This window comes from Chromobacterium sp. FG22, from assembly GCF_057809415.1.
In genome coordinates, this window is record NZ_JBMDJX010000015.1 from 14212 (window position 1) to 27814 (window position 13603).

A 13603-nucleotide genomic window follows, 5' to 3' on the forward strand; every position below is an offset into this window, starting at 1 on the left:
CTCAATGCGCCACGGCGGCGGCGCCGTGTTCGTCTATCAAGCGGCCGGAGGCGAAGCGCTCCAGCGAAAAAGCCGCGTTCAGCGGATGCGGCTGGTCATGAGCGATGGTGTGGGCGAATACGTGGCCGGAACCCGGCGTGGCCTTGAAGCCGCCGGTGCCCCAGCCGCAGTTGAAATACAGGCCCTGGATCCGGGTCTTGCCGATGATGGGGCAGGCGTCCGGCGACACGTCCACGATGCCGCCCCACTGCCGGTTCATCCGCAGCCGCGAGAAGGACGGAAACAGCTCGACGATGGCCGCCGCCGTGTGCTCGATCACATGCGGGCTGCCGCGCTGGCCGTAACCCAGATAGCTGTCTATGCCCGCGCCTATCACCAGTTCGCCCTTGTCCGACTGGCTGATGTAGCCGTGCACCGCGCCGGACATCACCACCGTGTCCAGGCAGGGTTTCAGCGATTCGGACACAAAGGCCTGCAAGGGGTGGCTTTCCAGCGGCAGCCGCAAGCCGGCCATCCGCGCCAGCGTGGAACTGTTGCCGGCGGCCACGCAGCCCACCTTGTCGGCGCGGATCTCGCCGCGCCCAGTTCGCACCCCGCGCACCCGGCCGCCCTCGATCAACAAGCCGGTCACTTCGCACTCCTCGATGATGTCCACGCCCAATTCGCTGGCGGCGCGGGCGAAGCCCCAGGCCACCGCGTCATGGCGCGCCACCCCGCCGCGCGGCTGATAGCTGGCGCCCAGGATCGGATAGCGGACGTCGCCGCCGATGGCGATCAAGGGCACCCGCTCCTTGATCTCCCGCGGGGACAGCACCTCGGCGTCCACGCCGTTGAGCAGGTTGGCGTTGACCCGGCGCTCGATGTCGCGCATGTCCTGCAGGCTGTGGCCCAGGTTCATCACTCCGCGCTGGCTGAACATCACATTGAAGTTCAACTCCTGGGACAGGCCCTCCCACAGCTTGAGCGCGTGCTCGTACAGCTGCGAAGACTCGTCCCACAGATAGTTGGAGCGGATGATGGTGGTGTTGCGCGCGGTGTTGCCGCCGCCCAGATAGCCTTTTTCCAGCACCGCCACCTTGCGGACGCCGTACATGCGGGCCAGGTAATAGGCGGTGGCCAGGCCGTGGCCGCCGCCGCCGACGATGATGACGTCGTAGCTGCTTTCCGGCTGCGGACTGCGCCAGGCCGGCTGCCAGCCCTGGTGATGCCCAAGCCCGTGCCGGATCAGGCTCCACAGCGAATATCGGTTTGCCATCTGCGCTCCCGCCGCCGGGCCGCCATGGGCCCGCGCCGCTGCTGTCGAGGTTGAGGAAGGCCTCATTCTCAGGGCGACGCCGCCGGCGCATTTGGCTGGAAAGGACGGCCTCTTGCCCGCACGCGACACGGCGATGTCCAAAATCCACGCAAAGCGGACGCATGGCGGACAGCGCGCGCGCGGGACAAGGCCTAGATTGGCCCGTGCCGCCCCACAAACAGGACACGCCAATGACCTCAGACGCCCCCTCCTACGTGCTCAGCTTCGCCTGCCGCAGCGCCTCCGGCCAGGTGGCCGGCTTCTCCGCCTTGCTGGAACAGCAAGGCTGTTATATCGATGAACTGGCGGTGTTCGACGACGCCCGCAGCCGGCGCTTCTTCGTGCGCTGCGTCTTCCACCCGGAGCGGCCGGACTTCGCCCCGGAACGGCTGGCCGACGGCATGGCGCGGATGAGCGGCCACTATCAAGACCTGCAATGGCGGCTGCACGACCGGCGCCAGCGCGCGCGGGTGCTGATCATGGTGTCCAAACTGGACCACTGCCTGAACGATTTGCTCTATCGCCAGAAGATGGGCGATCTGGACATGACGGTGGCCGCCGTCGTCTCCAATCACCGCGACCTCGCCCCTATCGCCGAGGCCTACGGCCTGCCCTTCCACCATCTGCCGCTCACCCCGGACAACAAGCCGCGCCAGGAAGCCGCGCTGCTGGCGCTGATGGAGGACAGCCGGGCGGAACTGCTGGTGCTGGCCCGCTATATGCAGGTGCTCTCCAGCGCCGCCGCCGCAAAACTGGCCGGCCGCGCCATCAATATCCATCACTCCTTCCTGCCCGGCTTCAAGGGGGCGCGGCCGTATCAGCAGGCGCACGAGCGCGGCGTCAAACTGATAGGCGCCACCGCCCACTACATCACCGACGATCTGGACGAAGGCCCGATCATCGAACAAGTGGTGGAACGGGTGGACCACGCCTACAGCCCGGAGCAGTTGCAGGCCGCCGGCCGCGACATGGAGTGCCAGGCGCTGGCGCGCGCGGTGCGCTGCCACTTGGAGCGCCGCGTCTTCATCACCGAGCGGCGCACTGTGGTGTTGCGCTGACAGTTGTTCGCCTGGCAGGAACTTTGTCTATTGCAACGCAACAAAAGCAGGGTACAGTAGCCAGTTATCCGTCATACCAACCAAGAGGTGCCGTATGTGGTCGCAAACAGCCGTCTGGTCCAAGCTCTTCTCCTCCAACCCGGTCGCCGACTACTGGCGCGACGCCTGCGAGCGCAGCATCCTCTACTGGGACGTGCTGCATGACCGCGGCGCGGACTATCTGCAACACGTGCAAAGCGGCAAGCCGCCGGTCTTGGTGTTCGACTACAAAATCATCCTGGACGGCCGCAGCCTGCCGGACCCGGCCAACTACGCGCTGGCAGCCATCCTGCCGCCGGCCGGCTGCCCGGCCACCAATCCGGCGCTGCGCCCCTTCGTGGTGATAGACCCGCGCGCCGGCCACGGCCCCGGCATCGGCGGCTTCAAGATGGACAGCGAAATCGGCATCGCGCTGCAACAGGGCCACCCCTGCTACTTCATCATGTTCTTCCCCCAGCCTGTGCCCAGCCAGACCATAGAAAGCGTCAGCCGCGCCGAATACGTCTTCCTCGGCAAGGTCAGGGAACTGCATCCGGACAGCGACGGCAAGCCCTTCGTCATCGGCAACTGCCAGGGCGGCTGGGCGCTGGCCATGCTGGCCTCGGTGGCGCCGGAGCTGTGCGGCCCCATCCTGCTGGCCGGCACCCCGCTGTCCTACTGGGCCGGCGTCACCGGCAAATACCCGATGCGCTACTCCGGCGGCATGCTGGGCGGCACCTGGACCGCCTCGCTGGCCGGCGATCTGGGCAACGGCAAGTTCGACGGCGCCCATCTGGTCAACAACTTTGAAAAGCTGGACCCGGCCAACACCCTGTGGAAGAAGCCCTACAATCTGTACGCCAAGGTGGACACCGAGCGCGAACGCTATCTGGGCTTTGAACGCTGGTGGGGCGGCCACTACCTGCTGAACAAGCAGGAAATGGAATGGATTTCCCAGCAGCTCTTCGTGGGCAACCACCTGGTGGAAGGCAAGATCGTCAGCAGCGACCAGCACCGCGTGGACATGCGCAACATCCGCTCCCCCATCATCGTGTTCGCCTCCTGGGGCGACAACATCACCCCGCCGCAGCAAGCGCTGAACTGGATACCGGACCTGTACGACAACGCGGAAGACATCCGCGACAACGAACAAACCATCATTTACTGCCTGCACAACAAGGTGGGCCACCTGGGCATCTTCGTCTCCGCCGGCATCGCCAACCGCGAACACAGCGAATTCGCCAGCGCGCTGGACCTGATCGACGTGCTGGCCCCCGGCCTGTACGAAGCCATCATCGAAGACGTGGCCCCCGGCACCCCCGGTCAGGAATACATCAAAGGCCGCTACATCATCCGTTTCGAAGCGCGCGAAGTGGCCAACATCCTGGCCCTGGACGACGGCCGCGAAGACGAACAAGCCTTCGAAGTGGTGCGCCGCGTCTCCGAGATCAACCAAGGCGTTTACAACCGCTTCATCTCCCCCGCGCTCCAGGCCGTCAGCAGCGAAGCCAGCGCCCAATGCCAGCGCCAACTCAACCCGGCGCGGCTGGAACGCACGCTGATCTCCCCGCTCAACCCCTGGCTCAGCTGGCTCAAGCCCGCCGCCGAATACGTGCGCGCCCATCGCCATCCGGTGAGCGTGGACAACCCGCTGTGGCGGCTGCAAGAACAATGGTCCGGCTGGATGGCGCAAAGCCTGGACCGCTACCGCGACCTGCGCGACGCCGCCACCGAACACTGCTTCAAGGCCGTGTACGAATCCCCGTGGCTGGCCTCCGTCGTGGGCGTCCAGCCGGCCCGCGAAACCCGCGCCGCCCGCTGCGACAGCTGGGAGAAACGGGAACGGTTGCAACTCAAGCGCCAAACGCTGGACCCCGCCTACGAAACCGGCACCCTGGCAGACGGCTTCGTGCGCCTGCTCACCTACGTGGCGATTGGCCGCGGCATCATAGACGAGCGCCCGTTCAACGCCATCCGCCGCATCATGCGCGACATCCGCCACGAACACCCGCTGACCCTGATGCAGCTGAAAGAAATCGCCCGCAAGCAAGTCTTCCTGGTGCGGCTGGACGAAGCCCGCGCGCTGGCCGGCCTGCCCAAGCTGCTGCCGGAAGAACACCGCCGCCGCCAAGCCTGGCAGCTGGCGCACGAACTGCTGGCGCTCAGCGGCGATATCGCCCCGGAACAACAGCAGCGGCTGGACCAAGTGGCGCACGCGCTGCAACTGGACACCCGCGCGCCGTCGGCTCCGGCCATCCTGCCGCCCACAGAGCCCGTAGCGACAAGCGCAAGCGCTCCCGCCGCGGCGCCCGCCGTCAAAGCCAGCGCGCCGGCCAAGAAAGCGGCCGCTCCGCGCAAACCGGCCGCCAAAGCCCCGGCCAAAGCAGCGACGGCCGACAAGCCCAGCGCCGCCGTCAAACCCGCCGGCAGCACGCCGCCGGTTGCGGCCAAGCCGGCCTCAAGCAAGCCCGCGGCGGCCAAAACCGCCAAAGCGCCTGCCGCCAAGGCATCCGCAGCCAAAACCCCGGCCACGCGCAAACCCGCCGCCGGCAAGGACGCGGCCAAGCCCAAAACGCCGAGCAACTAAGCATCAGCCAGCGCAAAAACGCCCGGACAGCCAAACCGCCGTCCGGGCGTTTTCATGTTGATATCGCACTGCAACATTTTTGCCTCGCCCCATGTATACAGTCGTTGACTGAACAATACAGCAAACGCTAATATCCTTGCCTGCTGCGGGAGAGAGGGGCATGCGCCCCCGCCGAAGACGCAAACTCCCATAATCGCTCAGGCAACAGTACCGCAGCCCATGGATACCAGCCGATTGGAGAGAGGCCCTAAGCGCCCGTTCATCATCTGCTACGCTTCAGCGAGAGCGCGTCGGATGATGTGACCGGCCCTTAGCCGCCCACCGAAGGGGCAAGTGACACCCGGCAAGGCCCGCACACAGGCCGCGCCCGTCATCTAACTCTCAGGTAAAAGGACAAGGGGAGAGGCAATGCCGGCAGCGCCGCGCCGATGCGCGGCCCGCCGGCCGTGCTCAGAACGTGCTCACGATCTCGCGAGCAAGGACGAGACAAGGCGAAAACAGCTGAGAAAGCGGAATGTACTCGTGGTACATGAGCATTTCGAAGCGGGTTTCAACGCCGTATCGTCGCAGCGCAGCAGATCGTGCACCAGCTCTCAAGGAAAACCCGTGTTCGAAACTCTTGCCCAGGCTGCGCGCCACCTGGCATGGCCCGCCCATTGCCAACCCCTTTTCCCACCCGGCTTCGCCGCGCATCTCGGCGCCAGCCTGTTTGACCATTGCAACTACATGCTTACCCTGATCTATCTGATCGCCATCACCGCGGAAGCGATGACCGGCGCGTTGGCGGCCGGCCGCCGCAATATGGACATCTTCGGCGTTACCGTCATCGCCTTCCTCACCGCCCTGGGCGGCGGCACCGTGCGCGACATCGTGCTGGGCCGCTACCCGATAGGCTGGACCCAACACCCGGAATATGTCGGCCTCGTCATCGCCGGCGGCCTGGCCGCTGTGTTCGTGGCCCGCTATATGAAACGCCTGAGCCGCGTCTTCCTGGTGCTGGACGCGCTGGGCCTGATCGCCTTCACCATCATAGGCTGCGGCGTGGCCCAGTCCATGGACTACCACCCGGTGGTGGTGGTGATGGCCGGCATGATCACCGGCATTGCCGGCGGCATCCTGCGCGACGTGCTGTGCAACCGCGTGCCGGTGGTCTTCCGCCAGGAGCTGTACGCCAGCGTCTCCTTCGCCGTGGCCCTGCTCTACCTGGGCCTGATCAAGCTGGGCGTGCCGCATGATCTCAACGTGCTGGCCAGCTTCGCCGTCGGCCTCGCCATCCGCCTGGCCGCCATCTGGCGCGAATGGCGGCTGCCGGTGTTCATGTACCGGCATGATCTGCACTAACTAAGCGCATCTGTTTACCGCTGCCGGCATCAGGATTGAATCCCCGCCAGCAGCAGGAACAAGGCCGCCTGGCTGGACACGCCCAGCTTGGCGTACAGATGGCGGCGGTGCACCTTGGCGGTTTCCAGCGAAATGCCCAGCTCGCGCGCCACGCCCTTGGTGGAGTGGCCGCCGAGTATCAGCAGCGCCACCTCCACCTCCCGCTTGGTCAACGGCGAGGAGCCCTGCGCGCGCAGCGCCTCCTCCAGTTCCCGGCGGCTCTGCCTGCCCGTCCTGGCCGCCGGCTGACGCAGCCCTTCGTCCAGACGCGCGGCCAGCCGTGACAAGGGCAATAGCCAGGGGGCGAACAGATTGCAAACGCCCAGTTCCTGCTCGCTGAAGCGGCGTTTGCTGCCCAGCGACAGGGACAGCACGCCCTCCGGCAACACTTGCAGAAACTGGATTTCATCCGCCACCACATTGCGCGAAAAGTAACGGCGAAAGTACTCCGTCTCCCGGAAACGGTCCGGCGCCACCTCGTCCAGCCGGTACACGCCGGCGGCCGGGCGCTTCAGCGCAAAACCGTAAAACGGGTCCAGCAGATACAGGCCGCGCCGGTAGTCGGCGAACAAATCGTCGGCGGCGTAATTGGCCGCGTGATCCGCCAGCACCCACGGCGGCGCCTCCTGGCGAAACAGCACCGCCACCCAAGTATCGAAACTCAGGCGTTCCCGTAGAAACGCGGCCAACCCTTGCCAAAAGGCCGCGTTGTCGACGCCGTCCAACAAGCGCCCCAATTGCTGGTGAAACACCAGATCCGCCACATTCAGCTGCATGCCAGCTACCCCGATCAGGTTAGTCCCGCCTTCCGCTCTAACGCTTTCGCGTGATGTCCGCCGCCAAGGCGACTGACTAGTATGGCTCCAGCCTGCGCGACAAGACCAGCCGTGATGTGAGCGCTTCCCCCACCCCGTCGCGCCGCCTGAACAGGAGTGATCGCCATGCCCACGCAGGATCTGTCCTACTGGCAAGGCCGCGCCGCCGATTTGCGCCCGCCTTGCCTCGCCTTCATCAACGGCCGCTTCGTGCCCGCCGCCAACCAGCGCACCTTCACCGACATCAGCCCCATCCATGGCCGGCCCCTGGCCGAGATCGCCCGCTGCGGCGAGGCCGATGTCGAACGGGCGGCGCGGGCCGCCCGCGCCAGCTTCGAATCCGGCGTCTGGTCGCGCTGTCACCCGCGCCAGCGCAAGACCGTGCTACAAAAACTGGCGGCGCTGATCCGCCGGCATGGCGACGAACTGGCGCTGCTGGACTGCCTGGACATCGGCAAGCCCATTGCCGATGCGCTCCATATCGATGTGCCGGGCGCCGCCGGCGTGTTCGACTGGTACGCCGAAGCCGCCGACAAGCTGTACGGCGAGGCCGCCCCTGGCGCCGACGACGCGCTGGCCCTGATCACCCGGGAACCGCTGGGCGTGGCGGCGGCGGTGATCCCGTGGAATTTCCCGCTGGACATGGCGGCGTGGAAGCTGGCGCCGGCGCTGATGGCCGGCAATAGCGTGATCCTGAAGCCGGCCGAGCAATCCCCGCTGTCGGCCTTGCGCCTGGCCCAACTGGCCCAGGAGGCCGGCCTGCCGGACGGCGTGCTCAACGTCTTGCCGGGCTACGGCGACGAGGTGGGGCGGCCGCTGGGCCTGCACCCGGACGTGGATTGCCTGAGCTTCACCGGCTCCAGCGAAGTGGGCAAAACCTTTCTGCGCTACGCGGCGGACTCCAATATGAAAAGAGTGGCGCTGGAATGCGGCGGCAAAAGCCCCAATCTGGTGTTCGACGACTGCGACCTGGACGCCGCCGCCCGGCGCGCCGCCTTCGGCGTTTTCTTCAATCAGGGCCAGGTGTGCTCGGCCAACTCGCGGCTCTTGCTGCAACGCTCCATTCAAGACGCCTTCCTGGAACGCCTGCTGCGCGAGGCGGCCGCGCTGCAACCGGGCAACCCGCTGGACCCGGCCACCCGCAGCGGCTGCATCGTCGACGCCCGCCAGGCGGAGCGCATCATGGCCCACATCGACCAAGCCCGCCGCCAAGGCGCCCGCCTGCTGTGCGGCGGCGAGCGCTTCAGCCTGGACGGCGGCGACTGCTACATCCGCCCCACCGTCTTCACCGATGTCCGCCCGGACATGGCGCTGGCGCGCGAGGAAGTCTTCGGCCCGGTGTTGGCGGTGATGCCCTTCGACAGCGAAGCCGAGGCCGTGGCCATCGCCAACGACAGCCCTTACGGCTTGGCCGCCTCGGTGTGGACCCGGGACCTGTCGCGCGCCCACCGCGTGGCGCGCCGGCTACGCGCCGGCACCGTCTCGGTCAACACCGTGGACGCGCTGGACCCCGGCCTGCCGTTTGGCGGCTGCAAGCAGTCCGGCTTTGGCCGCGACCTGTCGCTACACGCCATCGACCACTACACCCACCTCAAAACCACCTGGGTGCAATGGCAAGACGAATAAGCGCCGTCCCGCAGTCGGCACAACAAGATAGTAGGAGACACACCATGCGCACACCGCAAGCCCACCTTGCTCCGCCGCCGGCCCCCGCCCCTTTTCGCGCCAGCCTGGGCCTCGCCCCGCTGCTCGCCGTCGCCATCGGCCTCGTCGTATCCCAAGGCGTGATGGTGCTGATGCTGCAAGGCGCCGGCATGGCCGGCATCGGCTTTCTGATCCCGCTGAGCCTGGCCTTCCTGCTGGCGCTCTGCTACGCCGTATCCTTCTCCGAACTGGCGCTGATGATTCCCCGCGCCGGCAGCCTCAGCAGCTACACCGAGGTGGCCCTGGGCCAGTTCCCCGCCATCCTGGCCACCTTTTCCGGCTATGTGGTGGTGGCGATGTTCGCGCTGTCGGCCGAACTCCTGCTGCTAGACCGCATCGTCAACCAGGTCTACCCCGGCGTCTTTCCCCTCAACAGCGTCGCCTACGGCGTGCTGCTGATCTTCACCCTGCTCAATCTGCTGGGCATTGATGTATTCGCCCGCCTGCAATCGGCGCTGGCCCTGGTGATGATCGTCGCGCTGCTGGCGCTGGGCAGCACCGCGCTGAGCGGCGGCGGCCCGCCGGCGCTGGCCCAGGCCGCCAACAGCGACTGGAACCCGCTGGGCGCCGGCGTGCTGACGCTGGGAGCGCTGGCGATCTGGGGTTTTGTCGGCGCGGAATTCACCTGCCCGCTGGTGGAGGAAAGCCGCCGCCCGCAACGCGACATCCCGCTGGCGATGATGCTGGGCCTCAGCGTGATCTTCATCACCATCGCCCTCTACTGCATGGGCGCTCTCTACCACCTGCCGCGCGCCGCCCTGACCGCAGCGCCGCTGCCGCACCTGCAATACGCCACCGCGCTGCTGGGCCAGGCCGGCAAGCTGACCGTGGTGGTGATCGCCTTCACCGCCACCTGCAGCACGCTCAACAGCTCCCTGGCGGCGGTGCCGCGCATGCTGTACGGCATGGCCTGCAACGGCCAGGTCTTTCCCCAGTTCAAACAGCTGAGCCGGCGCTACCGCACCCCATGGGTGGCGGTACTCTTCGTCGCCCTGATCACCGGCGCGCCGGTGCTGCTGATGGGAGACGACCCCGACACCATAGGCCTGCTGTTGCTGGCGGCGGCCATCGCCTGGCTGCTGGCCTACATCATCTGCCACCTGGACGTGATCGCCCTGCGCCGCCGCTACCCCGCGCTGGCCCGCCCCTTCAAAACCCCGTTCTACCCGCTGCCGCAATGCCTGGGCATCGTCGGCATGCTGATCGCCATCTACCACGTGTCGCCCAGCCCGGACATGAGCGCCGCCATCTTCGCCAGCGCCGGCCTCGTGCTGGGCCTGGTGTCCTTGATCGCCGTCCTGTGGATCAAGCTGGTGATGCGCAAGCCGCTGTTCCGCCCGGAACCATTGGACCAGGCGCTGACCCGGCACTAGCCAAACGCCAAACGCCAAACGCCAAACGCCTAACGCCGGGCCTGGCCCGGCCCCATCCCCAAGCAGGAGACCGTCATGACCGCTTCCACGCCCCGCCGCAGCACCCGCGACTACCAGCAACTGGACGCCGCCCACCACATCAACGCCTTTCTAGACCAGAAAGCCCTGAACCAGGAGGGCCCGCGGGTAATGGCCGAGGGCCGGGGCGTGTATCTGTGGGACACCGACGGCAAGCGCTATCTGGACGGCATGTCCGGCCTGTGGTGCACCCAGGTGGGCTACGGCCGGCAGGAGCTGATTGCCGCCGCCGCCCGGCAGCTGCAACAGCTCAGCTACTACAATGTGTTCTTCCACACCACCCACCCGGCGGTGAACGAACTCTCCGAGCGGCTGTTCTCCCTGCTGCCCGGCGACTACCGCCACGTGATCTACACCAACTCCGGCTCCGAATCCAACGAGCTGCTGATCCGCTGCGTGCGCCGTTATTGGGACGTGATGGGCAAGCCGGACAAAAAAATCTTCATCGGCCGCCACAACGGCTACCACGGCTCCACCGTGGGCAGCGCCAGCCTGGGCGGCATGAAGTTCATGCACGAGATGGGAGACCTGCCCATCCCCGGCGTGGAGCACATCGGCGAGCCCTACTGGTTCGCCCACGGCGGCGGGCTGAGCCCGGAAGCGTTTGGCCGTCAATGCGCGCAAGAGCTGGAAGACAAGATTCTGGCGCTGGGCGCCGACAAGGTGGCCGCCTTCGTGGCCGAACCCTTCCAGGGCGCCGGCGGCATGATCTTCCCGCCGGACAGCTATTGGCCGGAAATCCAGCGCATCTGCCGCCAATACGAGGTGCTGCTATGCGCCGACGAGGTGATAGGCGGCTTTGGCCGCACCGGGGAATGGTTCGCCCACCAGCATTTCAACTTTCAACCGGACACGCTCAGCATCGCCAAGGGCCTGACCTCCGGCTACATCCCCATGGGCGGCCTGGTGCTGTCGCGCCGCATCGGCGAAACGCTGGTGGAGCAAGGCGGCGTCTTCGCCCACGGCCTGACCTACTCCGGCCACCCGGTGGCCGCCGCCGTGGCGCTGGCCAACCTGGGCGTGCTGCAAGACGAAGGACTGGTCGAGCGCGCCAGGACGGACACCGGCCCCTATCTGCAAACCTGCCTGCGCGAGGTGTTTGGCCAGCACCCGCTGGTGGGCGAAATCCAGGGCGCCGGTCTGGTGGCGGCCTTGCAGTTCTGCCGCGACAAAACCACGCGGCAGCGCTTCGCCGACGAAACCGACATCAGCTGGCGCTGCCGCAGCATAGGCTTTGATGAGGGCGTGATCCTACGCTCCACGCTTGGCCGCATGATCATGGCGCCGGCGCTGGTGATCAGCCGCGGCGAGATCGACGAACTCATAGACAAGACCCGCATCGCCGTGGACCGCACCGCGGAGGAGATGGGCCTGCGCTAGCGGGATGGATAAGCGCGCGGCTAGGCCAGGCTGCTGCCTGGCCTTTTCATTTGAAAACTTGGAAAAATCTGACGAGAAAACCACCAAACCAAGCTATTCGCCACTTAGAACAGCTTTGCATCAACCGATGCCGCCTCTATTCAGCGGAATAAGCCAGCCTGTCCCTGAGACGGGCGATGATGTCCATTCGCTCATGCAAGACGGCAAGAATCAAAGCCGGACCGTTCACCCGAGGAAGGCAGAAAATGTAATGGCGCCCAGCCGCCTTCACCCTTAAACCGGGAAGCAGCGAACTCATATCCTTGAACACCCCTTTGCCAGTTGCCACAGCGGCGGCGGCCTTCTCGATCTGCTCGATATAGGTCCGACACTGCGAATCGCCCCAGTGCTTAGCGGTGTAGCGAGCGAGCTCTCGAATATCGGCGGCGGCGCTCTTGGTAAGGATATAAGGCCTGCTCACACAGACTTGCTCGATGCCAGCGCTTCACCGGCAATATCGGTGATGCTGCGGTCGATCACCTCCCCGCTCTGCGCCTCGGCCATGCGGAGGGCCAGCAGCGCTTTCAAATCTTCAAGCGCCTGGCCCTCGTCGGATGCCGAAGGAAACAGCCGCTCAAGAGCGTACTGCTTGATCGTTTTACCTTGCAACGCGGCCGCCGCCTTGAGAGCCTGGTGCTGCTGCTCGGTCACATCAATGGTCAAACGACTCATGGCCTATTACTCCAGATAGATAGATCAGTACCACATTATCACAAATGTGTTTTTGTGGATGAACAAACGGCCAAAGTCCCCTCAGAGCCTGTTCAAAGCCTCGCGAGCAAGAGCGAGACAAGGCGAAAACGAGCGAAAAAGCGGAATGTACAAGTGGTACATGAGCATTTTGAGCTCGGTTTCAACGCCGTATCGCCGAAGCGCAGCAGACTTTGAACAGGTTCTTAGGGCGTCCCTCGTCGGCAGCGCCTCCCAATAATTGCAAACACAGCTCGCGCACCGCCTCCGCCTTGCGCGTCAGCCTCAAGGCCTGCGGCCAGGCCAGCATGATGGGCAGCCGCGGCACCTCGTCGGCAATATCCAGGCAGGCCAGCTTGCCGCCGCCGTAAGCCAGGTCCACCTCCGGTCGCAAATTGAGCAAGGCGTAGCCGAAGCCCGCCGCCACCAGCCCGCGCGCCAGCTCGAAATTGATGGTGCGCAGCCCCACTTTCGGCTCCAGCCGCTGCTGCCGGAACAAGGACAGGAAATACTCGCGGCTGTGCGGCAGGTCCAGCAGTACCAAGGGCTCCGCCGCCAGCTCCGCCAGCGACACCTTGCCGCGCCCGGCCAGCGGATGATCCCCCGCCACCAAGGCGTAAGGACGCGCGCCGGACAGCGGCAGCTTGTGCAAGCCTTCCGGCAGCCCCAGGTCATAGGCCAAAGCCAGCTCGATCCGCCCGTCCGCCAGCGCCTCCCGCAGCTGCCGAGCGTCGCCCTCCAGCAAATCCACTTCCAACTCCGGGTGAGCGTCGCGCAAAGCGGACAACAGCCGCGGCAGCAAGATGGGCGCGATGGTGGTGAAACAGCCCAGCGTCACCCGGCCGCGCAAGGACTGGCTGATCTCCTGCGCTTGCGGCGTCAAATCCTCCGCCTGCTTCAGCAACTGACGCGCGGCGGCGATGAAGCTGCGCCCGGCCGGCGTCAGCGACACCCCGCGCGCGTGGTGGCGCATGAACAGCTGCAGGCCGAACACCTCCTCCAGCTGGGCGATGGCGCTGGACACGCCGGGCTGCGACGTGTGCAGCGCCTTGGCCGCCTCAGTGACGCTGCCGTGATCCGCCACGGCGACCAGATAAGCCAATTGCCTCAGGGTGTATTGCATAATTAAAAATTATCCAATGCAGAAGATATAACTATTTTCCGTATCCAGACTGGCTTCGTAGACT

At 65.9% G+C, this 13603-nt stretch carries 12 protein-coding genes and 2 riboswitches; of the genes, 6 read left to right on the forward strand and 6 right to left on the reverse strand.

Annotated features, from left to right (window positions below; all coding sequences use genetic code 11):
• Position 1: 1 nt before the first annotated feature.
• Positions 2 to 1255 carry a sarcosine oxidase subunit beta family protein gene (locus ACODSD_RS15250; RefSeq protein ID WP_235089150.1) on the reverse strand — a complete coding sequence of 418 codons (1254 nt, stop codon included), beginning with the start codon at positions 1253 to 1255 and terminating at the stop codon, positions 2 to 4.
• Positions 1256 to 1485: 230 nt separating this feature from the next.
• Here ACODSD_RS15250 and purU point away from each other — a divergent pair, with 230 nt between their 5' ends.
• Both purU and ACODSD_RS15260 read left to right on the forward strand, forming a co-directional pair.
• Positions 1486 to 2352: a formyltetrahydrofolate deformylase gene (purU, locus tag ACODSD_RS15255; RefSeq protein WP_107799505.1), complete on the forward strand. Its 867-nt coding sequence runs from the start codon at positions 1486 to 1488 to the stop codon at positions 2350 to 2352.
• Positions 2353 to 2446: 94 nt separating this feature from the next.
• On the forward strand, positions 2447 to 4957 hold the full coding sequence (locus ACODSD_RS15260) for a DUF3141 domain-containing protein (RefSeq protein WP_488877713.1): 2511 nt from the start codon (positions 2447 to 2449) through the stop codon (positions 4955 to 4957).
• Between the two features lie 136 nt (positions 4958 to 5093).
• A riboswitch (glycine riboswitch) is annotated at positions 5094 to 5180 on the forward strand.
• 1 nt (position 5181) lies between these two features.
• Positions 5182 to 5364, forward strand: a riboswitch (glycine riboswitch).
• Between the two features lie 43 nt (positions 5365 to 5407).
• On the opposite strand, the gene ACODSD_RS15265 is transcribed toward ACODSD_RS15260, so the two are convergent.
• On the reverse strand, positions 5408 to 5674 hold the full coding sequence (locus ACODSD_RS15265; protein WP_488877714.1) for a hypothetical protein: 267 nt from the start codon (positions 5672 to 5674) through the stop codon (positions 5408 to 5410).
• A 9-nt stretch (positions 5675 to 5683) separates the two neighbouring features.
• On the opposite strand from ACODSD_RS15265, the gene ACODSD_RS15270 reads away from it, so the two are divergent.
• On the forward strand, positions 5684 to 6298 hold the full coding sequence (locus ACODSD_RS15270) for a trimeric intracellular cation channel family protein (RefSeq protein WP_107801818.1): 615 nt from the start codon (positions 5684 to 5686) through the stop codon (positions 6296 to 6298).
• Positions 6299 to 6327: 29 nt separating this feature from the next.
• On the opposite strand, the gene ACODSD_RS15275 is transcribed toward ACODSD_RS15270, so the two are convergent.
• Entirely contained in the window at positions 6328 to 7113 is a 786-nt protein-coding gene (locus ACODSD_RS15275) for a LuxR C-terminal-related transcriptional regulator (protein ID WP_107799507.1), read from the reverse strand.
• Positions 7114 to 7278: 165 nt separating this feature from the next.
• On the opposite strand from ACODSD_RS15275, the gene ACODSD_RS15280 reads away from it, so the two are divergent.
• From ACODSD_RS15280 to ACODSD_RS15290, 3 genes are all read left to right on the forward strand, one after another.
• Positions 7279 to 8778, forward strand: coding sequence for an aldehyde dehydrogenase (locus tag ACODSD_RS15280; protein ID WP_488877715.1), 1500 nt, complete (start codon positions 7279 to 7281; stop codon positions 8776 to 8778).
• Between the two features lie 44 nt (positions 8779 to 8822).
• Positions 8823 to 10229, forward strand: coding sequence for an APC family permease (locus ACODSD_RS15285; RefSeq protein ID WP_488877716.1), 1407 nt, complete (start codon positions 8823 to 8825; stop codon positions 10227 to 10229).
• A 75-nt stretch (positions 10230 to 10304) separates the two neighbouring features.
• Positions 10305 to 11687, forward strand: a complete 1383-nt coding sequence (locus ACODSD_RS15290) for an aspartate aminotransferase family protein (protein WP_488877717.1) — start codon at positions 10305 to 10307, stop codon at positions 11685 to 11687.
• 136 nt (positions 11688 to 11823) lie between these two features.
• Here ACODSD_RS15290 and ACODSD_RS15295 read toward each other — a convergent pair whose 3' ends face one another.
• From ACODSD_RS15295 to ACODSD_RS15305, 3 genes are all read right to left on the reverse strand, one after another.
• Positions 11824 to 12147, reverse strand: a complete 324-nt coding sequence (locus ACODSD_RS15295; RefSeq protein ID WP_081548032.1) for a type II toxin-antitoxin system RelE/ParE family toxin — start codon at positions 12145 to 12147, stop codon at positions 11824 to 11826.
• On the reverse strand, positions 12144 to 12398 hold the full coding sequence (locus ACODSD_RS15300) for a type II toxin -antitoxin system TacA 1-like antitoxin (RefSeq protein WP_107799512.1): 255 nt from the start codon (positions 12396 to 12398) through the stop codon (positions 12144 to 12146). The genes ACODSD_RS15295 and ACODSD_RS15300 overlap by 4 nt, the downstream gene beginning before the upstream one ends.
• 181 nt (positions 12399 to 12579) lie before the next feature.
• Positions 12580 to 13539, reverse strand: coding sequence for a LysR family transcriptional regulator (locus ACODSD_RS15305; protein WP_488877718.1), 960 nt, complete (start codon positions 13537 to 13539; stop codon positions 12580 to 12582).
• Positions 13540 to 13603: the final 64 nt, after the last annotated feature.